The organism is Bradyrhizobium embrapense, assembly GCF_001189235.2.
GTDB classification, from domain to species: domain Bacteria; phylum Pseudomonadota; class Alphaproteobacteria; order Rhizobiales; family Xanthobacteraceae; genus Bradyrhizobium; species Bradyrhizobium embrapense.
In genome coordinates, this window is record NZ_LFIP02000003.1 from 228359 (window position 1) to 254338 (window position 25980).

The 25980-nt window shown below is 64.7% G+C and carries 23 protein-coding genes; 12 read left to right on the forward strand and 11 right to left on the reverse strand.

The window, feature by feature from the left end; genetic code table 11:
• Window positions 1–80 precede the first annotated feature (80 nt).
• Window positions 81–752, reverse strand: coding sequence for a DUF4286 family protein (locus tag AKN83_RS15120; RefSeq protein WP_050402096.1), 672 nt, complete (start codon window positions 750–752; stop codon window positions 81–83).
• 195 nt (window positions 753–947) lie between these two features.
• Here AKN83_RS15120 and AKN83_RS15125 point away from each other — a divergent pair, with 195 nt between their 5' ends.
• From AKN83_RS15125 to AKN83_RS15135, 3 genes are read left to right on the forward strand one after another with little or no spacing between them, the layout of a single operon-like run.
• Window positions 948–3251 (forward strand): caspase family protein, encoded by a 2304-nt coding sequence (locus tag AKN83_RS15125; RefSeq protein WP_050402097.1) that lies wholly within the window; start codon window positions 948–950, stop codon window positions 3249–3251.
• 35 nt (window positions 3252–3286) lie between these two features.
• A complete protein-coding gene (locus AKN83_RS15130; RefSeq protein WP_430641550.1) occupies window positions 3287–4831 on the forward strand; it encodes a DUF1800 domain-containing protein in 1545 nt (514 codons plus the stop codon).
• A 15-nt stretch (window positions 4832–4846) separates the two neighbouring features.
• On the forward strand, window positions 4847–6040 hold the full coding sequence (locus AKN83_RS15135) for a DUF1501 domain-containing protein (protein WP_050402099.1): 1194 nt from the start codon (window positions 4847–4849) through the stop codon (window positions 6038–6040).
• Window positions 6041–6213: 173 nt separating this feature from the next.
• Here AKN83_RS15135 and AKN83_RS15140 read toward each other — a convergent pair whose 3' ends face one another.
• The 8 genes from AKN83_RS15140 to pqqA form a co-directional block, all read right to left on the reverse strand.
• Window positions 6214–8298: a hybrid sensor histidine kinase/response regulator gene (locus tag AKN83_RS15140; RefSeq protein WP_050402100.1), complete on the reverse strand. Its 2085-nt coding sequence runs from the start codon at window positions 8296–8298 to the stop codon at window positions 6214–6216.
• Entirely contained in the window at window positions 8291–9793 is a 1503-nt protein-coding gene (locus AKN83_RS15145) for an ATPase domain-containing protein (protein ID WP_050402101.1), read from the reverse strand. Before AKN83_RS15145 ends, AKN83_RS15140 begins: the two co-directional genes overlap by 8 nt.
• 519 nt (window positions 9794–10312) lie before the next feature.
• Complete coding sequence (pip, locus tag AKN83_RS15150) at window positions 10313–11287, reverse strand: prolyl aminopeptidase (RefSeq protein ID WP_050402102.1); 975 nt, start codon at window positions 11285–11287, stop codon at window positions 10313–10315.
• Window positions 11277–12509 carry a pyrroloquinoline quinone biosynthesis protein PqqE gene (gene pqqE / locus AKN83_RS15155; RefSeq protein WP_050402103.1) on the reverse strand — a complete coding sequence of 411 codons (1233 nt, stop codon included), beginning with the start codon at window positions 12507–12509 and terminating at the stop codon, window positions 11277–11279. The genes pip and pqqE overlap by 11 nt, the downstream gene beginning before the upstream one ends.
• Complete coding sequence (gene pqqD / locus AKN83_RS15160) at window positions 12506–12814, reverse strand: pyrroloquinoline quinone biosynthesis peptide chaperone PqqD (protein ID WP_050402104.1); 309 nt, start codon at window positions 12812–12814, stop codon at window positions 12506–12508. The genes pqqE and pqqD overlap by 4 nt, the downstream gene beginning before the upstream one ends.
• Window positions 12815–12824: 10 nt before the next feature.
• Window positions 12825–13580, reverse strand: coding sequence for a pyrroloquinoline-quinone synthase PqqC (gene pqqC / locus AKN83_RS15165; protein ID WP_430641564.1), 756 nt, complete (start codon window positions 13578–13580; stop codon window positions 12825–12827).
• Between the two features lie 20 nt (window positions 13581–13600).
• Window positions 13601–14530 (reverse strand): pyrroloquinoline quinone biosynthesis protein PqqB, encoded by a 930-nt coding sequence (pqqB, locus tag AKN83_RS15170; protein ID WP_050402106.1) that lies wholly within the window; start codon window positions 14528–14530, stop codon window positions 13601–13603.
• A 149-nt stretch (window positions 14531–14679) separates the two neighbouring features.
• Window positions 14680–14760, reverse strand: a complete 81-nt coding sequence (gene pqqA, locus AKN83_RS38295; RefSeq protein WP_035635412.1) for a pyrroloquinoline quinone precursor peptide PqqA — start codon at window positions 14758–14760, stop codon at window positions 14680–14682.
• Window positions 14761–15085: 325 nt separating this feature from the next.
• Here pqqA and AKN83_RS15175 point away from each other — a divergent pair, with 325 nt between their 5' ends.
• The 8 genes from AKN83_RS15175 to AKN83_RS15210 all read left to right on the forward strand — a co-directional run bounded on the left by AKN83_RS15175 (window position 15086) and on the right by AKN83_RS15210 (window position 22181).
• Window positions 15086–15343: a DUF6894 family protein gene (locus AKN83_RS15175; protein WP_050402107.1), complete on the forward strand. Its 258-nt coding sequence runs from the start codon at window positions 15086–15088 to the stop codon at window positions 15341–15343.
• 167 nt (window positions 15344–15510) lie between these two features.
• Window positions 15511–16767: a PQQ-dependent sugar dehydrogenase gene (locus tag AKN83_RS15180; protein ID WP_157113398.1), complete on the forward strand. Its 1257-nt coding sequence runs from the start codon at window positions 15511–15513 to the stop codon at window positions 16765–16767.
• A gap of 115 nt (window positions 16768–16882) precedes the next feature.
• A complete protein-coding gene (locus AKN83_RS15185) occupies window positions 16883–17452 on the forward strand; it encodes a c-type cytochrome (protein ID WP_050403136.1) in 570 nt (189 codons plus the stop codon).
• Window positions 17453–17524: 72 nt separating this feature from the next.
• A complete protein-coding gene (locus AKN83_RS15190; RefSeq protein WP_050403137.1) occupies window positions 17525–18916 on the forward strand; it encodes an amidase family protein in 1392 nt (463 codons plus the stop codon).
• A gap of 1 nt (window position 18917) precedes the next feature.
• Complete coding sequence (locus tag AKN83_RS15195) at window positions 18918–19394, forward strand: glutathione peroxidase (RefSeq protein ID WP_050403138.1); 477 nt, start codon at window positions 18918–18920, stop codon at window positions 19392–19394.
• Window positions 19391–19651 carry a DUF3297 family protein gene (locus tag AKN83_RS15200; RefSeq protein WP_050403139.1) on the forward strand — a complete coding sequence of 87 codons (261 nt, stop codon included), beginning with the start codon at window positions 19391–19393 and terminating at the stop codon, window positions 19649–19651. Before AKN83_RS15195 ends, AKN83_RS15200 begins: the two co-directional genes overlap by 4 nt.
• A gap of 130 nt (window positions 19652–19781) precedes the next feature.
• Entirely contained in the window at window positions 19782–20951 is a 1170-nt protein-coding gene (locus AKN83_RS15205) for a mandelate racemase/muconate lactonizing enzyme family protein (protein WP_050403140.1), read from the forward strand.
• A 168-nt stretch (window positions 20952–21119) separates the two neighbouring features.
• A complete protein-coding gene (locus AKN83_RS15210; protein WP_050403240.1) occupies window positions 21120–22181 on the forward strand; it encodes a hypothetical protein in 1062 nt (353 codons plus the stop codon).
• 36 nt (window positions 22182–22217) lie between these two features.
• Here the strand turns inward: AKN83_RS15210 and AKN83_RS15215 are convergent, their stop codons facing one another.
• On the reverse strand, window positions 22218–23570 hold the full coding sequence (locus AKN83_RS15215; RefSeq protein WP_050403141.1) for a malonyl-CoA decarboxylase: 1353 nt from the start codon (window positions 23568–23570) through the stop codon (window positions 22218–22220).
• Between the two features lie 158 nt (window positions 23571–23728).
• Complete coding sequence (locus tag AKN83_RS15220; RefSeq protein WP_050403241.1) at window positions 23729–24529, reverse strand: AraC family transcriptional regulator; 801 nt, start codon at window positions 24527–24529, stop codon at window positions 23729–23731.
• A 75-nt stretch (window positions 24530–24604) separates the two neighbouring features.
• Here AKN83_RS15220 and AKN83_RS15225 point away from each other — a divergent pair, with 75 nt between their 5' ends.
• On the forward strand, window positions 24605–25795 hold the full coding sequence (locus AKN83_RS15225) for an MFS transporter (protein WP_050403142.1): 1191 nt from the start codon (window positions 24605–24607) through the stop codon (window positions 25793–25795).
• Window positions 25796–25980: the final 185 nt, after the last annotated feature.

Genomic DNA, 25980 nt, shown 5'->3' on the forward strand with positions numbered 1-25980 from the left:
GTGTGTTGAGCATGATTTCCGCGCAAGCGCAGCGCGTTGCTCGCGAGCCAAAACCGCTTCGCACTTTGCCGGATTGAGCGTCAGCCGCGCGGAAGATCGCTCTTCGCGATATCCCACAACAGCCGGTAGACGCCGCTGGTGATCACGAGCGGCTTCAAGGCAGGGTTGCCGGTGATGCTTGCCGCGGCTGCAGGCACCGCGCTGACATCGGTGGCGTCGATCAGGACGAACCAGTCGCCGGCGCCCGGATCGGCTTTCCCGGCGTCCGGCGTCAGCGGCTTCGAGAGCACGGGGTCATTCTCGAGCAGATGCATCGAAATGATGCCGTCGCGCGCGGCGGGATCGAATTGCTCCCGCAATGCAGCGCGGAGTTTGTCCGCTCCATCGGCGGGCGGGCGCAGCCGGATGATGCCGAGCGCCGCGCCTCTGCCGACGCCGCGGCTGATCGTGATGCGCGCGACCCCGCGGATCATGTTCTGGAAGCGCGCGATGTTGGCCTTCGACCAGTCGGTCTGGTTGGCGAGCGCCTTGCGGTAGGCCGGGCTCTCGAGCACTGCGAAGGTCGCGGTCGAGTAGAGGCTGAGATATTTCGGCTTGCCGTCATGGGCGACGTAGCGTCGGGCCTCCAGGAAGCCGTCGATCGCGACTCGTTCTTCGAGGTGCTCGCGATCGTACCAGCGGTTGAATTCAGCTTCGTGTAAGCTGTCGATATCCATCGAGGTCAGCAGCATGCCTTGTCCGGCGATCGGCATCGAGTGCTCCTTTTTTGCCTGTTTTATCTGCGCAATATCGCCTGATCGCGCCCGCCCGGGAAGCCGATTCAGGGGCGCCCGCGACCGTGCAGACCAAGGATTGCCACAATTGCCGCAATCCTGTTCAGCGCGCATTCACGGAAGTAGCCTTTCCATCCGTAACGCCAACTCTTGAGAAGAAAAGGGACGACCACTATGGCGCGCATTCTGTGGGCTCTGATCGTCGGTCTGGTGTCGCTCGTGTCGCTTCCCGTCCATGCGCAGGATCAGGAGAAACGCCTTGCGCTCGTCGTCGGCAACGGCGCCTATCAGGCCGGTGCGTTGCAGACCGCCGCAAACGATGCCGGCCTGATCGCGCAGACATTGCAGGCCGCCGGCTTCGACGTGGTCGGGGCGCGCGATCTCGACGGCGAAACACTGCGCAAGTCGTTCCGCGATTTCATCCAGAAGGTGCAGGATGCAGGGCCCAATGCGGTGGCCTTCGTCTATCTTGCCGGCTACGGCGTGCAGCTCACCGGCGAGAACTATTTCGTGCCGGTCGATGCCAAGATCGCCCGCGACACCGACGTCCCGGTCGAGGCTATCCGCCTCTCCGACTACAGCCATCAGCTCTCGGCGTTGCCGATCAAGGCCGGCGTCATCGTGCTCGATGCGGCGCGCAGCAATCCCTTCGCCAAGGACGGCCAGCCGCTGGCCGGCGGCCTTGCGCTGGTCGATCCTGATCCGAAGATGCTGATCGCCTTCAATTCGGCGCCCGGCACCGTCGCCCCTGACGGCGCGCCGCCTTACGGGCCCTATGCACAGGCGCTGGCGGAAATGATTCGCGCCGGCGGCCTGACTCTGCCCGAAGTGTTCGACCGCGTTCGCCTGCGCGTCAACGAAATGACCAAGGGCGGCCAGATCCCATGGAATGCCCAGAAGGTCGACGCGCCCTTCATGTTCTTCGAGCGCAAGCCGGACGCGCCGCCGCAGCAGGTCGATGCCGGGCTGCGCACCAAGCCGATCCGCGATTTCCCGGCGCGGGACGCCTATGCCGCGGCGCTGGAGCGCGACACGCTGCAAGGCTACGAGGACTATCTGCAGGCCTATCCGACCGATCCGCTGGCCAAGCGCGTGCGGGCGATCGTGGCGGCGCGGCGCGAGGCCATCACCTGGCGGCGCACCTACAACGCCGACACGCCTGACGCCTATTGGTCGTACCTGCGGCGTTATCCGCGCGGGCCGCATGCCTACGACGCCCGGCGCCGGCTCGCCTATCTGTCGGCCGCGCTGGAGCCGCCGCCGCAGTTCACGGCGCTCGACTACGACGTGCCACCGCCGCCGCCCGACGAGGTCGTCTATGTCGACCGCCCGGTGCTCTACTACAGCGATCCGGTGTTCGACTTCGCGCCACCGCCACCGCCGCCGGTGTTCTTCCTGCCGCCGCCGCCGCCCGACTTCGTCGTGCTGCCGCCGCCGCCACCGCCAATCGGCCTGTTCGTGCTGCCGACGCCGTTCTTCGTGGCGATGCCGGCCTACGTCGCCGCACCGGCCTATGTCGTGCCGCCGCAGAACAACATCGTGTTCAACAACATCCACAATACGACGGTCATCAACACCGTGATCAACAATCCCAACCCCACGCCGGCGCAACTCCAGGCGGCCGGCGTGACGGCGGCCATGGGCGGCGCGCCGGTCAGGGCGGCGCCGCAACTGCCGGCCGCGGCGATGCAGCGGGCCAATCTGGCCCAGCCGGGCGGTCCGCAAGGCGCGACACCGGCGCAGGGGGCGGCGATGGGAGCACCCGGCGCTACGCCGAACGCAACCGTCGCGCCGAATGCGACGGGCGCGCACACTTTGCCTGGCGCAAAGAATGGACCGCCGCTGCCGCAATCGGCGACCGCGCCGGCCAACCCGACGCAGCAGCATGGCGCCGCGCAGCCGGGCACCGTGCAACCTGGTGCCGCGCAACCCGGTGCCGCGCAGTCCGGAGCAAAGCCGAACGCGGTGACGCCAGGCAAGCCGGCGACAGCCATGGCGCCTGCCAATGCGCAGCCGGCTCCGCCGTCCAAGCCCGGCGTTGCCCCTGCGACCAACGCGCCGGCCTCGCCCGCGACTGCCGGCAAGCCAAACGCGCAACCGCTCTCGCATGCCGCGACCGCACCGACCGCAAACGTGAAGCCCGCGACGGCGCCGTCGCCGGCGAGCCGCACACCGCCGGCACGGCAGACGCCGGCCGCGCGTTCGGCCCCCGCGCATGCCGCGGTGTCGCCGGCACCGGTCTCCCGGCCCGCGCCGGCGCGGGTCACAGCTCCGGCCCGCGCAGCTCCCCCACCGCCTCGTGCCGCAGCCGTTGCACCGCATCCGGCACCGGCTCCACGCGCCGCGCCGCCGCCACCACGACCGGCTGTGCAGGCGCAGCGTGCAGCGCCACCGCCGCGGATGGCCGCGCCGCCGCCGAGACCCGCAGCACCACGCCCCGCCGCGCCGGCATGTCCTCCCGGCAAATGCAAACACTGAGGGCATGACACCATGAGCCGAGCAGGTCAGCCTTCATGAGCATCACGGCCACACTCGGATTGCCGACATCAGCGAAACTGATGATCGGCACGATCGCGGGGCTGGTGATTCTCCACCAGCCGGTTCGGGCAGCCGAACTCGCGAGCCAGGACATCGCGCTGCTCGATCGATTGACCTGGGGCGTCAACGCCACGAGCGCGGCGCATCTGCGCGAGGTCGGCACCGAACGCTGGCTGCAGGAGCAGCTGCATCCGGCCAACGTCGCATTGCCGGCCGCCGCACAGAAGCAGATCGAGGCGATGCCGGACGTGCATCGCTTCCCGTTCGACATTGCGGCCTCGTTCGACCAGCAAGCGAAATCCGCCAACCAGGTCGCCGATCCCGAGCAGCGCAAGGCGGCGCAGCAGGTCTATCAGCAGGCCATGAACGATCGCGCCAGGCAGGCCGCGGCGCGCACCATCCTGCACGCGCTCTACGCGCCGGATCAATTGCGCGAACGGCTGACCTGGTTCTGGTTCAACCACTTCAATGTCCACCAGTACAAGTCCAACATCCGCGTGCTGGTCGGCGACTACGAGGATCGCGCGATCCGCGCCAATGCGCTCGGCAAGTTCCGTACCCTGTTGTCGGCGACGCTGCATCACCCCGTGATGCTGCGCTATCTCGACAATGCCGACAACGCAGCCGGCCACCTCAACGAGAACTACGCCCGCGAGATCATGGAGCTGCACACCATGGGCGTCGGCTCCGGCTATACCCAGGCCGACGTCGAGGCGCTGGCGCGAATCCTCACCGGCGTCGGCATCGACTTCAAGTCGGAGGATCCGAAGCTGAAGTCCGAGCAGCAATCCCAGCTGGTCCGCGAGGGCGCCTTCGAGTTCAACCCGGCGCGCCACGATTTCGGCGACAAGACCTTCCTCGGCCATCAGATCAAGGGCCGGGGCCTTGCCGAAGTCGACGAGGCGCTCGACATCCTCTGCCATCATCCCGCGACCGCGACGCACATCGCAAAGCAGCTTGCGACCTATTTCGTGTCGGACAATCCGCCGCCCGCGCTGGTGCAGCAGATGGCGCAGACCTTCCAGAAGACCGACGGCGATATCGCGGCCGTGATGTCGACGCTGGTTCATGCCCCCGAATTCGTCGCCAGCCTGAAGGGCGGCGCCAAGTTCAAGGACCCGATGCTGTACGTGATGTCGTCGGTGCGGCTCGCCTACGACACCAAGGTCATCCTCAACACGCTGCCGATCCAGGGCTGGCTCAACCGCCTGTCGGAGGGCCTGTTCAATCACGAGACGCCCGACGGCTATTCGATGCTGTCGGCGGCCTGGAACGGTCCCGGGCAGATGATGCTGCGGTTCGAGATCGCGCGTGCGATCGGCTCGGGATCGACCGGCCTGTTCAAGCCGAACGAGCCCAACGCGGTCGACCAGCCGGCGTTTCCGCTGGTCATGAACGGGCTCTACTTCAGCAATATCAGGCAGACGCTGAGCCCGACCACGCTCGCCGCGCTCGACCAGGCGGTGTCGCCGCAGGACTGGAACACGCTGTTTCTGTCGTCACCCGAGTTCATGCACTGAAAGGGAGGTTCGCCAATGGACCGCCGTGAACTGCTCAAGGCCTTCGCCGCTTCCGCTTCGCTCACCCTTGCCGGCCGGGTCTGGGCCGCGCCCGCGACCGACGCGCGCCTGCTCGTCGTATTCCTGCGCGGCGCCTATGACGCGGCCAATGTGGTGGTGCCGGTCGGCAGCGAGTTCTATTACGCCTCGCGCCCGACGCTTGCAGTTGCGCGGCCCGACGCCGGCAATCCGAATGCGGCGCTGGCGCTCGACGCCGGATGGGGGCTGCATCCGGCATTGCGCGATTCGATCTATCCGCTGTGGGCCAAGCGCGAGATCGCGTTTGTCCCGTTCGCCGGCACCAGCGACGACCTCTCGCGCAGCCATTTCGAGACCCAGGACACGATCGAGCTCGGGCAGGCGGTCGGCGGCAGCCGCGACTACCGCTCCGGCTTCATGAGCCGGCTCGCGACCGAACTGACGCGGGTGAAGCCGATCTCCTTCACCGACCAGCTGCCGCTGATCTTCCGCGGCCAGAACCAGATCCCGAACATCGGCATCGCCAGCGTCAGCAAGCCCGGTGTCGACGATCGCCAGGCGCGGCTGATCCGGGAGATGTATGCGAAGGGCGATCTCGCCAATTCGGTGTCGGAAGGCTTTCGCGTCCGCGACGACGTCTACAAATCGGTCTCCGAGGAGATGATGGCGGCCAACCGCGGCGCGGTGTCGCCGCGCGGCTTCGAATTGTCGGCGCGGCGGATCGGCCGCCTGATGCGCGAGCAGTTCAACCTCGGCTTCGTCGACGTCGGCGGCTGGGACACCCACGTCAACCAGGGCGCGGCGACCGGCTATCTCGCCGACCGGCTCGGCGAACTCGGCAGGGGCCTTGCCGGCTTCTCCGAGGAGATCGGCCCGGCGATGTGGCGCGACACCGTGGTGGTCGTCATCTCCGAGTTCGGCCGCACCTTCCGCGAGAACGGCGACCGCGGCACCGATCACGGCCATGGCAGCGTCTATTGGGTGATGGGCGGCGGCATCAACGGCGGACGCATGGCCGGCGAGCAGGTCCAGGTCACGCAGGCGACGCTGTTCCAGAACCGCGACTACCCGGTGCTGACCGACTACAAGGCGTTCTTCGCCGGCCTGATCCAGCACGTCTACGGCCTGCAGCAGGCGAGCCTCGAGCGCATCTTCACCGGCATCAAGCCGAAGGACCTGAACCTGGTTTGAAGGGGCGCGGCAAAAATATCGAAAACAACCCCATGCACAGTAGCCGGTTGCCGGGTGGTCGACCTGGCGACTTGACACGTCGGGCAACTCAGCGGTATTTTTCCATTATTCCGAAATCATGCCGATTGCCGACATGCGCGACCGGGTCGACATGCCGAAGTTAAATCCGGTTTCTAGGACAGCATCTCACCTATCTTTGCCGCCAGTTCTTCGACCTGAAAGGGCTTGCTTATCATCGCCATGTTCGTTCCGAGGAAACCAGCTCGAATGGCGGCGTTTGCGGCATAGCCGGTGACGAACAGAATCGGCACCTTCGGGTGATGCTTGCGAGCGACTTCGGCGAGTTGCCGGCCGTTCATGCCGGGCAGTCCAACATCGGAAATCATCATGTCTATCGGACGGCCGCTTTCCAGCAGCTTGATTGCGGTTTCAGAATCAGGTGCTTCGATCGTTCCGTACCCCAGCTCCGAGAGCAGTTCGCCGATCAGAAGACGAACCGAAGGGTCGTCTTCGACAAGCAGAACGGGCTGACCGGCTCCTTGCGGAGACGCTTCATGATGGACGGTGGTCTCGATCGCCCTTTGATCCGCGGCCGGCAGGTAGATCTTCGCGGAGGTGCCTTGGCCCGGCGTCGAATGGATCCGGACCTGGCCGTTTGACTGCCGTGCGAACCCGTAGACCATCGATAGACCGAGACCGGTACCTTGCCCCACAGGCTTTGTCGTGAAGAAAGGATCAAAGACCTTTTCGATCAGGTCCGGCGTCATTCCGACACCGGTGTCCGAAACCGCCAAGACCACGTAGCGGCCGGGCGAAATGCCTGGTCGAGACTTTGTATATGTCGCGTCGAGGTCAACTACGGACGTCTCGACGGTAAGCTTGCCTCCGTGAGGCATCGCGTCTCGCGCGTTGATGGCGAGGTTTAGGATGGCGTTCTCGAGTTGATTGGCATCCACGATGGCGGCGGGCACGTCCTCGTTGGTTTCGATGGCGATCGAGATGTTCTCGTCCACAGTGTGATGCAGCAGGTCCGAGAGCGACCGGACCAGAGCATTGATGTCGGTCGGTTTGCTGTCGAGAGATTGCCGGCGCGAGAAGGCGAGAAGCCGTGATGTCAGATTGGCGGCCCGGTGCGCCGACGTACTCGCCGCATCCATGAAGCGATTCAAGTCGTCAAGCCGATTGGATGCAATGCGCCGTTTCATCAAATCGATGGCGCCGATGACGCCCGTGAGCATGTTGTTGAAGTCGTGCGCAATGCCGCCGGTGAGCTGGCCGACAGCTTCCATTTTTTGAGCCTGGATCAGCGCGGATTCCGCCCGCGACCGCTCTGCCGTCTCCTTGCGGAGATCGGACAAGGCCTTCTCAAGCTCCGCGGTGCGTTCGGCTACCTGCAACTCGAGGGTCTCGGCAGCCTTTGCCAGCCTTTGCTGCGCAAGCTTTTGCTCGTTGATGTCGACGACGACACTTATCGCCCCCATGATCGTGCCGTCGTCTCTCAAGATTGGCACGCTGCTGATGCGGGTCCATACTGGTCCCTCTGCCAAGCCCGTGTAGAGAAATTCGACTCCGGTCACGTGTTCGCCCTGCAGTGCACGCGCGCTCGGGAACCGGTCTCGCGAGAGCGGAGAGCCGTCGCTGTCCTGCGCAAGCCATTCACGCTCCGCTGCAGAGTCGAAAGCGGGGCTTTTGCCGGACTTGGAAAAACGTTTGAATGCTGGATTCGAGACCAGACCGGTTCCGGTCTTGTCAAGGAACACGACCCCGACCGGGAGATTGTCGAGAAGTGTCCTCAAGCTGGCCCGCTGCGTCTCGAGCTCCGCGAGTTGATCGCGCATCAAGAATTGTCGCTGTCGCGCCCGCATAGCCGACGTGATCGTGCTCAGCAGGGATTCGGTGCTGAGTGGCCTCTCGAGCAAGACCACATTCGTTGCGCTTGGCGGCAGTTTGCGGCGGACAGCTTCATTCGGATGCTCGCGTCCTGCTCGTCGGCCGAACAGCAGAACGAACGGAATGTCCGACCACGCCGGTTGTGCCGTCAAGGCGGATTGCAGCGCGGACGTGTCTGCGCGGAGTGCTTCCTCGGTCATCAGAACGACGCCCGCATGAGCATCCACCAGTGGCGCGAGTTCGACGAAGCTTTCGCAGATCTTCGTATCGTAACCCTGGGACACCAATAGTCCCGATACGCTCTCGGCATCGCGGCCGTAAGGCGCGATGATCAGGACGCGATGGCCTTCGGCGGCTGTTCTATGCACCTGAACCGCGATCTTCCATGAGGGGATTGGCTGCGCCCATGTATTCCGGCGTTCCGGTCAAGACGCCCTTGAACCCCGACAGCGGCTCGCCGACCCTCACGCCTCGGTCGTCGATGCGCATCTCGCGTATCGTATCTTCGTGCCTTCCGGACCTGTTCTTGACGACGGAGATAGCCTTCCGGATCCGTCCTGCAGCCTCGAAGAACCGGAGAAGGATGACCGTGTCGGCCAAATACGAAATATCCAAACCATTCGTCTGCATGTTTCCGAAGAAGCCGGTTTGGGGATTGATCATCAGTGTCAGGACGCCGGACTGGCTGAGATAGGACAGGAGTTCGTGAAGTTGCAGAATGAGTTGCTGCTCCTGCGGCATCGCGGCGACGTAGCCGCTGAGGCTGTCGATCATGAGGATCTTGATGGAGCGTTGTTGAACTTCCTTGATAACGTTGGCGGCGAACTCGCCTGGCGATATCTCGGCAGGGTCGATCTGCCGAACGACAAGCTGCCCGCTGTCGATGCACGCTCGAAGGTTGAGGCCCAATGCTTCCGCGCGTGCGAGAAGGGTGTCGGTGCGCTCGTCGAATTGATAGACCGTTGCCTTCTCTCCTCTCTCGCAAGCGGCAGCAAGGTATTGCAGCCCGAGAGTCGTCTTTCCTGCGCCGGAAGGCCCGGTGATAAGCACTCCTGTGCCGCGCGCAGGGCCGCCATTCAGCAGCGCATCAAGTTCCGGTATGCCGCTACCAACGAGTTCATGCGAGTTTGCGATCTCATGCTCGGCTGCGACCAGTCGAGGAAAAATATCCAAGCCGCCACGACGAATGACGAAATCATGAAATCCCGCGATGAAATCGACGCCGCGAAGTTTTTGAACCTGAAGCCGTCGCCGTGCTGCGCCAAAGTCCAGCGTTAGCCGCGACAGGGTAACCACGCCGTGGCAAAGGCTGTGTAAGTGATTATCCAAATTGCCGCCTGACCCGGTCAAGTCGTCCACCAGCAAGACCGTTGTACTGAGACCGGAGAAAAATTGCTTCAGAACGAGAAGCTGCCGCCGATATCGAAGTGGATCCTGGGCGAGCAGCCGCATCTCGGAAAGACTGTCGAACACGACCCTTGTCGGCTTGATCTCCTCGACCCGCGCCTTGATGAGCTTGATCGTTTCTCCAAGCTCAATCTCCCAGCTATGGAGTATCGACTGATCTCTTCCTGGACCGAGGACTTCGTCGGCAGCGCTCAGTTCAAAAATATCAATTCCGCTCAGATTCCAACCGTGCGAGGCCGCGACGACCTCGAGTTCTTCCTTCGTTTCCGACAATGTGATGTAGAGCACCCGCTCATTCTCGGATTGACCGTCCTGGAGAAATTCGAGTGCGAGCGTAGTTTTGCCGGAACCAGGCGTTCCCTCGACAAGGTATAAGCGGTTACGGGGCAAGCCTCCGCGAAGGACATAGTCCAAGCCAGCGTTGCCGGTCGAAATTCGATTGAGTGTTTGTTTCATGGCGCGTCTGGTAACAGCTTAATGTTTATCGTTCTGCACGAGACGGCAGAGGCAAAAGGCTGCCTACGGGTACGTCGCCCGCTGCCGACTAGATTGTTCACTAGTGAACTTAACGATCGCCTTTGAGTGTGTGTCAGAGAAGACGATCCTCTCAAACCCGTGCTCCTGTCCTTCATTGTTCCCGGAACAGAACGCGCGCGACGGCGATTGGCTCCCTAGGGGAGGGAACTCTATTTCGACCATTCTTTCGGCTAGCGGCGGAACTTTTCTGGATCGTTGGGCCAGCCATTTGGCAGGCGGAAAGAAGGGGCGGCTGGAATTCGGAGGTGCTGATGAAATGGCACGGCCGGATCTTGTCGATGCGCAGGCTGGCCTGTCGCAATCCTGATGGGACATACAAAGCCGCAAACGACCTTGCACCGCAAACGAAATGACCGATCGGCCAAGTTGAACTCAGATCGCCATCGAGGTCCTGTTAATACGCCGTGCCGGCGCCTCAGTTTATGAGGCGCGTCGTCGTCAGCGTCTTACCGCCAGATCCGCGATCGCCTTCATCACGGCGTTGCGGATGCCGGGATCGTAGAGGATGTGGCCGGCGCCGTCGATGATGCGGACTTCGCTGCCGGGCCAGCGCGCGGCGAGCGCGTGCGAGGTGGCGGGCGGGCACAGCAGATCATAGCGGCCCTGCACCAGGATGCCGGGAATGCCGGCGAGTTTGCCGGCCTCCTCCATCAGTTGGTTCGGCCGCATGAAGCAATCGTTGGCGAAGTAGTGCGCCTCCATGAACGGCGTCGAGGGCAGGGCGCCCGTCGTGTTCGAGAGGTTGAGCCGCGTCTGCTTTGGCGTGTGCTCCGATAGCGTGCGCTCGGTGTCGTGCCAGGCGCGCGCGGCCGGTGCATGTACGGCGGCGTCGGGATCGAGGATGCGGCGGTAATAGGCGGCGAGCGGCGCCGCACGTTCGGCCTCGGGCAGGACGTTGAGGAAGTCGTCGTAGAGGCCGGGATAGAAGCGCGGCAAAGCGCGCAGGAACACGTCCTCCAACTCCTCGGCTGTGCCGAGAAACGTCGCGCGCAGCACCAGGGCGCTGACCTTGTCAGGGTGAGCCTGTGCATAGGCCAGCGCCAGCGTCGCGCCCCAGGAGCCGCCGACCACCATCCAGCGCGCGAAGCCGAAGCGCTCGCGGATCTTCTCCAGGTCGGCGATCAGATGCTGCGTCGTGTTGTGCTCGCGGCTGCCCTTCGGCCGGCTGCGGCCGCAGCCGCGCTGGTCGAACAGCACCGCGTGAAAGCGCTCGGGATCGAACAGCCGGCGATGATCCGGCTGGCAGCCGCTGCCGGGACCGCCATGCAGATAGACCGCGGGGATGCCGCCCTCGCGCCCGACGCTCTCGACGTGCAGGTTGTGGCCGTCGCCGACATCGAGCCATTCCGATGTCAGCGGCGCAAACGGATCGGCGCGCCTGGCAGCCTTGCCGGCATCGGCGTCAGGCGCCATTGGCGTCGTCCGGGCGTCTGGCCTGATGTTCGTCCGTCTCCAGCGTGCCGCCGGCGAAGTTGCGGTAGAGGAAACGGTTCTGCGTGCCGGCGGATTCCTGCTCGGCCTGCTTGAAGATCTCCTCGTGCCGCGGCGACAGCGCGCAGGCCGGGTCGGTGTTGCCGGCATCGCCGGTCAGCGCAAAGGCCTGGCAGCGGCAGCCGCCGTAGTCGACCTCGCGGAATTCGCAGGATTTGCACGGCTCCGGCATCCAGCCGGTGCCGCGATAGCGGTTGAAGGCCTCCGAGTTCTGCCAGATCCAGGCGATCGAATGGTTCGAGCGCACCGATTCGAATTCCAGCCCGGTGATGCTTTCGGCGGCGTGGCAGGGCAGCACCTTGCCGGCCGGCGAGATGTTGAAGAACTGGCGGCCCCAGCCGCCCATGCACTTCTTCGGCCGCAGCGCGTAGTAGTCCGGCACCACATAGTCGATCGCGAGCGTGCCCTTCAGGCGCACCTGTGCGTCCTCGACGATGCGGCTGGTTTCCTCGATCTGCGCGATGGTCGGCATCAGCGCGGCGCGGTTCTTCAGCGCCCACCCGTAATACTGCACGTTGGCGACTTCGAGCCGGTCGGCGTCGAGGTCGACCGCCATCTGGATGATGTCGGGCAGTTGATGCAGGTTCTGCCGGTGCATCACCGCATTGACCGTCAGCGGCATGTCGAGCTCGCGGGTCCATTTCGCGACCTCGAGCTTCTTCTTGTGCGCGTCCTTCAGCCCTGCGACGCGGTCGGCGACGTTGGGCTCGTTGCCTTGAAAACTGATCTGCACATGGCTGAGGCCGGCATCGGCCAGCGCCGACAGCTTGTCTTTGGTCAGCAGCACCGCCGAGGTGATCAGGTTGGAATAGAGCCCGACATCGGATGCGTGCTGCACCAGCTCGACGATGTCCTTGCGCGCGGTCGGCTCGCCGCCGGAGAAATGAACCTGGAGCACGCCGAGCTCGGCGAGTTCGCTCAGCACCTTCTTCCATTCCTCGGTCGTGAGCTCGGTCGAGCCGCGGTCGAGCTCGACCGGGTTCGAGCAATAAGGGCATTGCAGCGGGCAGCGATGGGTGACCTCGAGCAGCACCGCGAGCGGGATGCCGTAGGTCTCGGCCGCGGAGCGGGCGCCTTCCAGCACCGCAAGCCCGTCGCGCGGGCCTTGCGAGGTCGTCTTGTTGCCGGCGAGCGTGTCAGTCATGCCGTGCTCTCGCGCGCTTCGGTGAGAAAGCCCTTGTCGGCCAGATCCTGCAGCATCGCGACCACGTCGGTTAAGATCGCCTCGCGTGGGGCTGCGTATTTTTCCGCGAGCTGGTCCACCATCTGGGCGACGCTGCGCACGCCGTCGCAGAGGTGCAAGACCTCGACCGCGATTTCGTCCGGCGCCAGCACGCGCTCCGGCGCCAGGATCACCCAGACCTGCCGCGTTTCGTCGAATTTCAGCTTGGCATGGCGCGGCAGTTTCGGCCGGCTGGTCTCGCTGACGCTGATGTTGCGGCTGGCCATGACGGTGTCTCTAACTTGCCTGCGGCACGAAGGCGCCGGGCGGAATGTGGTCGTCGACATAGGCGTGATACAGCGCATCGAGCTGCACCCACAGCACGTTGGTCTTGAAGATCAGCGCGTTGCACACCGCCTCGCGCTCCGCAGGCGTCCTGGCGTGCTGCTTGACGTAGTCGAGCGCGAAGCCGGCATCGCGCGGCGCCTGGGTCAGGCGGCGGCTGAAATAGCTCATGATGTCGGGATTGACGAAGTCGTAGTGCTTCAGCATCCCCGAGATGCGCTCCTCGTGCAGGTTCGGCGCGAACAATTCGGTGAGCGAGGAGGCGATCGCTTCCAGCGGCGTGCGGTCGCGGCAGAAATGCACATAGGCTTCCACGGCAAAGCGCGTCGCCGGCAGGATGCCTTCGGTGGACTCGACATAGGCGGTGTCGAGGCCGAGCCCTTCGGTCAGCTTCAGCCAGCGCTCGATGCCGCCTTCGCTGCCGAGATCGCCGTCATGATCCTCAATGCGATGGCGCCACTCGACCCGCGTCATGCGGTCGCGAAAGCGTGTCATCACCATCGCGTCCTTCAGCGGGATCGTGCTCTGGTAATAATAGCGATTCAGCGCCCAGGCCTGGACCTGGCCCTTGTTGAGCTTGCCGCCATGCAGCAGGCGGTGGAACGGATGCAGGCTGTGATAGCGCGTCGCGCCGATCGTGCGCAGCGTCGCCTCCATCGCCTCGGCGCTGTCGAGCATGATGCCCTTGCCGATCGAGAGCGCGGTCATTCCAGAGGTGGGCACGGCGTTCACAGCACGATCTCCGTTCCGTCGGCGGGAATCTGCCAACCCGCCTGTTCGGCCGCCTTGCGTTCGGCCGACGTCCCAAGCAGTGCCGGGTTGGAGTTGTTGATATGCAAAAACACTTTTCGTCCGATGTCGAGCCCGGCGAGGCTCGCAATCGCGCCCTGATCGCCGGACATCGCGATATGTCCCATGCCCTGGCCGGTCTTGTTGCCAAGCCCTGCCGCGATCAGCTCGTCGTCGCGCCACACCGTGCCGTCGAAGAACACCAGCGGGGCGCCCTTGAGCCGCGATTTCAAATCGTCGGTCACCCGGGCGCAGGCGGCCAGGAAGTAGAAATATTTGCCGCTCTGCTTGTCCGCAATACGCAGGCCGAGCGTATCGCCGACGCCGTCGGCGCCTGCCGGGTGCGCCTTGCCCTCGAGATACCAGGCGCCCTTGCCGGGAACCTCGAACGGCAGCACCTCGAGCCCGGACGGCGATCCGTCGGGCAGTGCCGGCTCGAAGGCCTGGTCGACCGCGATCGGCCGGCGGGCGACGTTCTTCTCGCTCAGCACATTGAAGATGCTGTTGGAGCGCAGGATCGCCAGCACCCGTTCATGCGCGTAGATCGCAAACGGCGAGCCCTCGCGCATCGAGAGCAGCCCGGCGACGGCATCGATCTCGCCATTGGTGAGGATGACGCCCGCGATCGGGCTGTGGCGCAGCGCGCCGTGCTTCGGATGCAGCTGCGACGTCGCGATCAATTGCTGACGGAGATCCGGGGAGGCGTTGACCAGGAACCAGTGCGCGCCATCGCTGCTGATCGCGATCGAGGCTTGCGTGCTCTGCAGTTCGGGATGCTCACCTCGCGCCGCCCTGCAGACGGCACATCCGCAGTTCCACTGGGGAACGCCGCCACCCGCCGCGGCACCCAGGACGACGACACGAAGCATGATCCGTCCCCTGGAGACGTTTGATAGGCTGGGCCCAGAAACGTTACGAGGTGGACCCCGGCTTAGGCACACACCCCCATGCTCGGGAGCGCGTCACGCCCGGATGTCCACCTGCGCTAAAACGCTAAACGTGTATAAGGCGCTGCCGCTTACTTGCGGGTGGCGCACATATACATGTTGATTTCCATGCCGACCGATACTTCGACGATCTTCGGTGCTTTCCAGGCCATTTGGCTCTCCTTGTTGCAACCGGACGAACTTTCCGCCCTGCAGAGTAAACTACTGCGGTTCGAAAAGTTCGCCACTTAAATTTTTCGCAAGCTGCCCTGCTCGAGGGCATGCTGCACTGCGAAGGGTGAACTCCGGCCAGTCACAAATTTGTGCGCGCTTTTCCCGTCAAAACCCGGTGCCATCAGACCTTTTTCCTGTTGTTCGCCACACGGCGAATGGTGATCTTGGACTAAGAGACGGAGGCCGTTCGATCCTCCGAAGGTCCTGATGACGATCCTGTGCTTCCCGGTGACGGGAAGCGACTAACCGAGCCGAGTTCAGCCGATGCCACGCTATTTCTTCAATACCCGTATCGGCGACGAGCTGATCTCCGATCCCGACGGCGAGATCCTGCGCGACCCGGATCGTGCGTGGGAGATGGCCCGGGCGATGATTCGCGAACTGCTGAAGACCGAGGGCGCCGACGGCGCGTTGCTCGGCGCGGTCATCGAGGTCACCGACGACGAGGGCGAGATCGTGCTCGAATTTCCATTTACCGAGGCGATTCTCGATCGCCCGGACCGCTCGATGACAAGGCACTGAGACAGGCCGAAAGGGACGCGCGGCCACAACCATGCGTTGGCCGATCTCGGCATGTTTCCGATTGCAATTGTCCGGACAAATTCGCAAGACTATGAACGGAAAGCCGAACCGCGCCGCTCGACGTCAATGGCGCAATCAACAACGGCTTCCACCCAGGGGAGATCATCATGAAAAAACAATCGTTCGTACCGCGCAGCCTGCTGCTCGCGGGCGTCATGCTCGGGGCGTTCACGCTCTCTGCTGCGGCGCAACAACCGGCGGCCGCGCCGGCCGCCCAGCCGCTGCCGCCGGGCTCGCCCCTGATCGGGCGTCCGGACAATGAAGCCGCCGCCAAGCTGGCGCCGGTGGCTCCCCCGCCGCTGCCCTCCGCGCCGGACAAGCTACCGCTCGCCAAGCTCAAGGTGCCGGCCGGCTTCAATGTCGAGGTCTATGCCGCCGGCATGGCCAATGCACGCTCGCTGGCGCTCGGCGACAAGGGCACCGTGTTCGTCGGCAGCCGGCTCGTCGACAAGGTCTATGCGATCGTCAACAAGGACGGCAAACGTTCGGTCAAGGTGATCGCCTCCGGCCTCTACCGCCCGAACGGCGTCGCCTTCAAGGACGGCACGCTCTACATCGCCGAGCTGTCGAAGATCTCCAAGATCGACAAGATCGAGGACAATCTCGACAACCCGCCGAAGCCCACCGTGATCTACGACAAGTTGCCGAAGGACGAGGCGCATGGCTGGAAGTTCATCGCCATCGGCCCCGACAACAAGCTCTATGTCCCGGTCGGCCAGCCCGGCAACAACGTGCTGCATGATGCCGACCACGGCCAGATCCGCCGCATGAATCTCGACGGTTCCGGCGCCGAGGTCTACGCGCTCGGCGTCCGCAACTCGGTCGGCTTCGACTGGAATCCCGAGACCAAGCAGATGTACTTCACCGACAACGGCCGCGACTGGCTGTCGGAGACGGTGCCGGAAGACGAGCTCAACCGCGTCACCAAGGCGGGCGAGGATTTCGGCGCGCCGTACTGCTACCAGGGCAACATCATCGACCAGGAGCTCGGCTGGGGTAAGTCCTGCAAGGACTATACGCCGCCGGTCGGCCTGATGGGTCCGCATACCGCTTCGCTCGGCATGCGCTTCTACACCGGCAACATGTTCCCGAAGTCCTACAAGAACGCGATCTTCGTCGCGCGTCACGGCTCCTGGAACAAGTCGCAGAAGCAGGGCGGCGATGTCGTCGTCGTCAAGCTGAACAAGGACGGCACCGTGAAGTCGGTCGAGCCGTTCATGACCGGCTTCCTCGAGGACAACAAGTATGTCGGCCGTCCGGTCGACGTGATGCTGCTGAAGGACGGCTCGCTGCTGGTCTCCGACGACTGGAACGGCGCGGTCTATCGCGTCAGCTACGGCAAGCCGAAGGTCGCGAACCAGTAAGTACCTATCGTCGTCATTGCGAGCGAAGCGAAGCAATCCATACCGCCACTTGCGGAACTATGGATTGCTTCGTCGCTTCGCTCCTCGCAATGACGCAACATGCCGGGAGCCGCCAATGCACAAAACGATCGTCGCCACCCTGGCACTTGCCTTCATCGCATTCTCCGCAAATGCCGAGACCATCCAGGAGCGTGCGGTGGCGTGCTTTGCCTGCCATGGCGAGCATGGCACGTCCGAGACCGAGAACACGCCCTCGCTCGGCGGCCAGCAGGCGCCCTATGCGCTGATCCAGCTCTTCATGTTTCGCGAGAAGCTCAGGGTGTTTGAGCCGATGAACGAGATGGCCAAACCGATGACCGACGACGATCTGCGCGCCTTCTCCGATTTCATCGCCACCTTGCCGAAGCCTGCGCCGCCCGCGGATGCCGGCGATCCGGCACGGATGGCGCGCGGCCAGGCGCTGGCGCAGCAGAACCGCTGCAACAGCTGCCACAACACCGATTTCTCGGGCAAGGACAACGTCCCGCGCATCGCCAACCAGCGCGAGGACTACCTCGCCAAGACGCTCGCCGAATACAAGGACAACAGCCGCCACGGCTACGACGCCACCATGGCTGACGTGATGCAGACGGTCACCAAGGAGCAGATCGGCGACCTTGCCTATTACATCGCGCATGTCCGCTGAAACATCGGGCGGCGGACCGCTGGCCTTGCTGTTCGTGTGGGGCTAAAACGCCTGCGTCATACGGAGTGTCTCATGCAGGATCTTTGGCGTCTGTCGGCGGCCGAGCTCGCCTCTCTCATCAAATCGAAAAAGGTATCGGCGAAGGAGGCGGCCGAGGCCGGGCTCGCCCGGCTCGATGCGGTCAACCCGAAGATCAATGCGGTGGTCGATCACCGGCCGGACGACGTGCTGGCGCAGGCCGCGAAGGTCGATGCGGCCATTGCGCGCGGTGAGGCGGTCGGGCCGCTGGCCGGCGTACCTGTCACCATCAAGGTCAATGTCGACCAGGAGGGTTACGCCACCACCAACGGGCTGAAGGCGCAGCGCGACGTCATCGCCAAGATCGACAATCCGGTGGTCGCCAATCTGCGCAAGGCCGGCGCGGTGCTGCTCGGCCGCACCAATTGTCCGGCAGTGTCCTATCGCTGGTTCACCACCAATCTCATTCACGGCGACACCAAGAACCCGCGCGATCCCGGCATCACCCCGGGCGGTTCGTCGGGCGGCGCGGGCTCCGCGGTCGCAGCCGGCATCGGCCACATTGCGCATGGCACCGACATCGCCGGTTCGATCCGCTATCCGGCCTATGCCTGCGGCGTGCACGGCCTGCGGCCGAGCCTCGGCCGTATCCCGGCCTTCAATTCGGCGCTGCCGGAGCGTCCGATCGGCCCGCAGATCAGCGCGGTGTCGGGTCCGCTGGCGCGCACCATTGGCGACCTGCGCATCTCGCTCGCGGCGATGTCGGCGCCGGACTATCGCGATCCCTGGTACGCGCCGGTGCCGCTCGAGGGGCCGCCGCGCGAGAAGCGCGTGGCGATGTGCCTCAACCCGGATGGCCTCAACCCGGTGCCCGAGGTCGTCGCCGCGGTGGCCGATGCGGGCAAGCGCCTGCAAGACGCCGGCTGGATCGTCGAGGAAATCCCCGACACGCCGTCCTTGCGCGAGGCGGCCGAGATCCAGACCCGGCTCTGGCTCGGCGACGGCTTCGAGGCCCAGTTCGCCTTCGCCGAGCGCGAGGGCGATCCCGGCGCGCTGGCCTGCCTGCGCGGCGTTCGCGCGCGGGTGCATCCGTTCGACCTGTCGCAGGCGCTGACCCGCCGCGCCACGCTGACCCGCGACTGGTTTGCCTTCCTCGACAAATATCCGGTGCTGCTGATGCCGGTGTCCGGCGAGCTGCCGTTCCCGGATCATCTCGACCGCAAGGACGAGGCCTCGTTCGCGCGGGTATGGCACGCGCAGCTGCCGCAGATCGCGATCCCGTTCATGGGGCTTCCCGGGCTCGTCGTCTCCACCGGGCTGGTGGGACGGATTCCGGTCGGCGTGCAGCTGGTCGCGGCCCGCTACCGCGAGGACCTCTGCCTTGCCGCGGGTGAGGCGGTGGAAGCCGGCGGCGTGCCGTCGTCGCCGATCGATCCGGTGACTTGAGATGGCGACGGTCTACGATTTCACCGCCAAGTCGCTCGCCGGCGAGGACATGCCGTTGCGGCAGTTCGAGGGGCAGGTGCTGCTGATCGTGAACACGGCGAGCGCCTGCGGGTTCACGCCGCAATACAAGGGCCTGCAGGAGCTGCACTCCGGCCTGTCGCCGCGCGGCTTCGCGGTGCTCGGATTCCCCTGCAACCAGTTCGGCGCGCAGGAGCCGGGCGATGCCAAGCAGATCGCCGCGTTCTGCGAGATCAACTACGCCGTGACGTTCCCGATGTTCGCCAAGATCGACGTCAACGGCTCAGGCGCGCATCCATTGTACGAACACCTGAAACGTGAGAAGTCCGGCCTGCTCGGGCCTGCGATCAAATGGAACTTCACCAAGTTCCTGGTCGATCGCGCCGGCAAGGTCGTGGCGCGGCATGCGCCGACCGCCCGGCCCGAAGGATTGAAGAAGGAAATCGAGGCGCTGCTATGAGCGACGACACCAACGACCAGTTCCCCGACCGCCTCTCGGTCGATCCGAACAGCCCGTACTACAATGCGGAGATTCTCGCGCGTGATGTCGGCATCCGCTTCAAGGGTGCGGAGAAGACCAATGTCGAGGAGTACTGCATCAGCGAAGGCTGGGTGCGGGTCACGGCCGGCAATGCCAAGGACCGCTACGGCAATCCGCTGACCATCAAGGTGCACGGGCCGGTCGAGCCGTATTTCCGGGACAAGACGAAGTCCTGACGGACACCCCCGCCGTCATTGCGAGCGAAGCGAAGCAATCCATGCCTCCGCTCGTTGAGAAATGGATTGCTTCGTCGCTTCGCTCCTCGCAATGACGATGAGGATCAAGCCTAACTCAACGAGCTCCCCAATGTCCGTCCGCATCGTCGACGTCCGCGAGGTGACGAAGCCGATCTCCTCGCCGATCCGCAACGCCTATATCGACTTCAGCAAGATGACCTCGAGCCTGGTCGCCGTGGTCACCGACGTGGTGCGCGACGGCAGGCGGGTGATCGGCTACGGCTTCAATTCCAACGGCCGCTACGGGCAGGGCGGGCTGATTCGCGAGCGCTTCGCGCCGCGTTTGCTCGAGGCTGATCCGACATCGCTGCTCGATCCCTCCGGCGCCAACCTCGATCCGGACAAGGTCTGGTCGACGCTGATGTCGAACGAGAAGCCGGGCGGCCATGGCGAGCGCTCGGTTGCCGTTGGCACCATCGACATGGCGGTGTGGGACGCGGTGGCCAAGATCGCCGGGAAGCCGCTGTTCCGGCTGCTCGCCGAGCGCCACGGCCTGACCGCCAATCCGCGCGTCTTCGTCTATGCGGCCGGCGGCTATTACTATCCGGGCAAGGACCTCGGCGCGCTCCGCAAGGAAATGCGCGGCTATCTCGACCGCGGCTACAACGTCGTCAAGATGAAGATCGGCGGCGCGCCGCTTGCCGAGGACCGCGAGCGGATCGAGGCGGTGCTGAAGGAGATCGGCAGCGAGGCGCAGCTCGCAGTCGACGCCAACGGCCGCTTCGATCTGGAGACCGCAATCGCCTATGCCAAGATGCTGCGCGAGTATCCGCTGTTCTGGTACGAGGAGGCCGGCGACCCGCTCGACTATGCGTTGCAGGCCGCGCTGGCCGAATTCTATCCGGGGGCGATGGCGACCGGCGAGAACCTGTTCAGCCATCAGGATGCGCGCAACCTGATCCGCTACGGCGGCATGCGGCCGGACCGCGACTGGTTGCAGTTCGATTGCGCGCTGTCCTACGGGCTTTGCGAATATCAGCGCACGCTGGCCGTACTGAAGACCCATGGCTGGTCGCCGAGCCGCTGCATCCCGCATGGCGGCCACCAGATGTCGCTCAACATCGCGGCTGGGCTCGGCCTCGGCGGCAATGAGAGCTATCCCGACCTGTTCCAGCCCTATGGCGGGTTCCCGGATGGCCTGCGCGTCGAGGCTGGCCACATCGTGATGCCCGACCTCCCCGGCATCGGCTTCGAGGGCAAGTCGGATCTCTACAGGGAGATGAAGGCGCTGGCGGAGTAGGGAGCGCCTGTCCGGCCAGCCGGGAGGCCCGAGCCTGCTCGCAAAAATCTCTTGAGCGACGCTCAATAAATTATTGAACGTTGCTCACGTTTCGGTATACTCATGGAGCAGAGGCGCCTCTGCCAGGTCACCGGAGCAGGCGCCCGAACCGGCCACGAGGATAGCCGCATGCCATATTCAGCGAAGAATCTCCGGGACGCCGCCGATGCCGGGGTGATCAGCGCCGCTGATCTGGACCGGTTGCTCGCCTTCCTGGCAAGCCATGAAGGGCAGGGCCCGGCCGGCGAGGCAGCTCCGGCGGCCCGGTTCGATGCCGCCCACGTGCTCTGGTACGCTGGCGCACTGATCGTGATCGGCGCCATGGGACTGTTCTCGACCCTGGCGTTCACCCAGATGGGCGGCCGGGCGCTGACGGCCTGCGCGATCGCCTATGCCACTGCCTTCACTGTGGCCGGTCACCACCTCTGGTACGGCAAGAATCTGCGGGTTCCCGGCGGCTTGCTGATCGCGATCGCGGTTTCGATGGCGCCGCTCGCGGTCTACGGCATCCAGGACGAGCTCGGCTGGTGGGGCAAGTTCGGCAAGCCCGGAACCGTGCAGGACTTCTACATCTGGGTGAAGGGCAGCTGGATCTTCATGGAGATCGCAACCGTCGCCGCCGGCGTCGTTGCGCTGCGCTACTTCCGCTTCGCCTTCATCGTCGCCATCATCGCGTTCGCGCTGTGGTTCATGTCGATGGATCTGGCGCCGTGGTTCAGCGGCTCGAATTATGCCGACTTCGAGATGCGGCGCCGGGTGTCGGTGTGGTTCGGATTGGCCGTGCTCGCGGTGGCCTTGATCGTCGATTATCGCAGCCGCAATGGCGACTTTGCGTTCTGGCTGCATCTGTTCGGCCTGATGGCGTTCTGGGGCGGCATTACCGCGTCCTCGAGTTCAACCGAACTCTCGAAAGCGCTCTATTGCCTGCTCAATGTCGGTCTCATCGCGATCGCCGTGATCCTGATGCGGCGCGCGTATGCGGTGTTCGGCGCGTTCGGCATCTGCATCTATCTCGGACATCTCGCCGACGTCGTCTTCAAGGACTCGCTGTGGTTTCCGTTCTCGCTGTCGCTGATCGGAATTGCGGTGATCGCCGCGGGCCTGCTCTACCATCGCAACGAGCATGCGATCGCCGCCTGGCTCGCGGCGCATCTGCCGGCCGGGCTGCGGCCGCGCTCCGCGACCGCATGATCGCTGCGCGTTCATCATCGAGAACGCGGCTGTCGCCTACGACAGCCGCATGTCCAGCAGCCGCCGGCCTTCGCCCTTCAACAGCTTCTTCACCGCGCTGGAGGCGATCACCTCGCCGTTGTTGGCATAGGCCTCGTGGTTCTTCTCGATGTCGTCGAGGCGGTAGAGATAGTTGACCATGACGCCGGCGGATTCGCGCAGGCCCTTGGGCGAGAGGTCGCCGAGCCAGTTGATCCGCTCCAGCCGGGCGCCGTTGCCGAGATGGAAGCGCGCGACTGAATCGATCTGCCGTCCCTTCGGCGTACGCGCCTTGAGGAAGTAGTAGGCGGCGAGCGGCTCCAGCACGGCGCGCAGCTGCGTGGCGAGCTCGGCGTTCTCGAACCAGTCCGGCTTGCCGAGGCTTTCCAGCAGCTGACGGTCTTCATCCGTCAGCGGCACGTCGTCGGCCTGCTTCACCCACTGCATGAAGCCCGGCACCGGCGACAGCGTCACGAAATTGTCGAGCTTGGGCAATTCGCGGCGCAGTTCCTCGACCACCTGCTTGATCAGGAAGCTGCCGAACGAGATGCCGCCGAGCCCGCGCTGGGTGTTGGAGATCGAATAGAACACCGCGGTGCGGGCTCGCTCGACCGGCACCGGCTCGCGCTCTTCCGCCAGCAGCGGCGCGATCGCGCCTGGGATGGCTTCGGTCAGCGCGACCTCGACGAAGATCAGCGGCTCGTCGGCCAGCGCCGGGTGGAAGAACGCGTAGCAGCGGCGATCGACCGGATCGATGCGGCGGCGCAGATCGTCCCAGTCGCGGATCTCGTGCACGGCCTCATAGCGGATGATCTTCTCCAGAATATTGGCCGGCGACGACCAGTCTATCCTGCGCAGCACGAGGAATCCCCTGTTGAACCAGGATGAGAGCAGATGCACCACGTCGCGATCGAGCGCGGCAAGGTCCTTGTTGCCCTTCATCAGTGAAAGCAGATCCGAGCGGATCGACACCAGCTCGCCGGTGCCGCCCGGTGCGCGGTTGAGCCGCCGGATCAATTCCTGGCGACGCGGCTCGGACGCGAAATGCAGGTCGCTGGCGTCCTCGCCGTTGGCTTTGGCGCGCCAGCTCTCGATCGCTTGCGCCAGCCTGGCGTGATCGGGGCCGAAGTCGCGCGCCAGCGTCTGGAAGAACGACAGCCGCCCGGCGGCGTCGAGGTGGTGGTAGCGGTCGAGCACTTCGCGCGCCATCGCGGTGCCGGAGGCCTCGCCGCGGCCGGACAGCAGCGCCTCGCACAATTCCAGCAGTTCGGACGCATCCTGCTTGTCGTCGGCCGGGCTGGCGCGGCCGAGCAGGACGCGGCCGCGTTCGGAAATCGTCGAGAGCAGATCGGAGAAGAAGGCGTTGGCCATGGGCAGTTCGTATCCAGCGGGTCGTATCCAGTGAAGCCGGACCTTACACGGGATTTAAGGTCGGCAGGAATGCAATCAAGCGCTTGGATCGTACGGAAATATGTCGCAGCGCGACAGCGGTATAATTCGTCGTCGCTGCGTGCGGCGACAAATCCCGTTCACGTTTTCTCCGCGAACGCGGTCGGTGTCTTGCCGGTAACCTGGCGGAACGCGTGGGAGAACGCCGGCACGCTGGCATAACCGAGGTCGGAGGCGACCTGCTTGACCGAAACGTTTGCGTTGGTCGAGAGGCGTTCGATCGCGGCCGCGATACGGGCGCGCTGGCACCAGCTCTTGAAGGACAGTTGCGTCTCCGCAGCGAACAGGCGCGACAGCGTCCGTGCCGAGGTGCCGACCGTGCGCGCCAGCGCATCGATCTCGTGGTCCCTGGTCGGATCGGACAGCACGATGTCCGCGGCGCGGCGGCAGCGCGGCTCCTGCGGCAGCGGAATGAAGGTCGCGGAATCCTCGGCCTGGTGCAGTTCCAGCATCACCAGCCTGATCAGGAGGTCGGTGCGCTCGCGTCCGCATGCGGCGTCGAACAGCGCAAGGATCGCCTGGTGCACCAACGGCGACACCCGCACCACGAATTCATGGCCGAGGCTGTTGCTGCGCTTCTCGCGCGCGAGCCAGGCCTGGTCGAAATAAAGCGTGCGCATCTCGATGTCGGCGAGCACGTCGATCGCATGCGGAAGCAGCGCGGGGACCCACACCGCGCGGTCCGGCGGCACCAGCCAGCGGCCCTTCGGCGTCGTCACCTGCATGGTGCCGCTCGCGGCATAGACCAGCTGTGCCTCGCGGTGCATGTGGGCCTCGAGCCGGATGCCCTTCTCATAGGAGCGCGCCACCAGATGCACGCCGTCGCCGGTGACGCGTCGGTCCTTGTGGAGGGCTCTTATTGGCGGCTCAGCGATAGTCATTGGCGACATCCCGTCAGGGCAAGCACCTATAACCTATTTTCGAGCAATTGAAGAATCGCGTGAAAAGACGTGCCTATGAACAGTCCAAGCAATAATCCGAGCCGGGTGATCAGCTTCGTCAACGCCGGCCATTTCATCGACCATTATGCGATGCTGATCTTCGCGGCCGCCGTCATCATCATGGGCCCGGCGCTCGGCATGGCCTATTCGGAACTCTTGCCCTATGCGACGCCGGGCTTCATCGCGTTCGGCGCCGGCTCGCTGGTCACGGGCTGGCTCGGCGATCGCTGGAGCCGCCGCCACATGATGGTGATCTTCTTCGTCGGCATCGGCCTGTCGATGATCTCGGTCGGCTTCGTGCAGACGCCGCTGCAACTCGGCGCGGCACTGCTTTCGATCGGCATCTTCGCCTCGATCTACCATCCGGTCGGCACCGCGATGATCGTGTCCTATGCCGAGAAGCTCGGCGCCCAGATGGGCATCAACGGCGTCTGGGGCAATCTCGGGGTCGCCTCGTCGGCGCTGGTCACCGGCGTGATCGGCCAGTATCTCGGCTGGCGCTGGGCCTTCATCGTGCCCGGCGCGGTCACCGTGCTGATCGGCATCGCCTTTGCGATGACCGTGGTGCATGAGGACCGCAAGGGCACCAAACAGGCCGCGGCGCAGGTGCGCGTCGCCAAGGAAGACATGTGGCGGGTGGTGTTGTCGCTCTTGATCGTGGTGATCGCGATTTCGACGACGTTCAACGCGGTCACCGTGGCGCTGCCAAAGCTGTTCGCCGAACGGCTCGCCGATCTGACCAAAAGCCCGGCGCTGCTCGGCGTGATCGCGGCCGGGGTCTATGTGTTCGGTGCTATGACGCAGTACACCATCGGCAAGCTGCTCGACCGGCATTCGCTGAAGACGGTGGCGCTGCCGCTGTCGTTCATGCTGGCACCGTTCCTCTACCTGGCGGCGAGCCTGTCCAACCTGCCGCTGATCGTGGTCTCGATCGGCATCGTGATGGGCGCGTTCGGCCAGGTCACGGTGAACGACGCCATGGTCGGCAAGTACACGACGGAGGAATGGCGCTCGCGCGCCTATGCGGTGCGTTATTTCGTCGGCTTCACCGCGGCGGGCGCTTCCGTCGGCCTGGTGGCATGGCTGTACGACCAGGGCGGCTTCTCCATGATGCTGCGCGCCTTCGCGGCGCTGTGCCTGTTGGCGATTGCGGCCGCGATCATCCTGCCGCGCGAGATCCGCACCCCGGCCACGCAAGGGGGCTGATGCCGGGCGTCCCGCGCGCCGTTGCCGTCGAGGCAAAGCGCACCCGCCGGCGAGCGGGTGCGCTGATCGGCGCCTGCCGGCATTCGTGACTTGGTCACGCTTCGCGAACTTTGTTCCAACCCGCAGGTGTGGTAGCTTGAGCCGGGCCTCGGGGACGAAGGCGCCGGTTGCGCCTCCTTGCACGT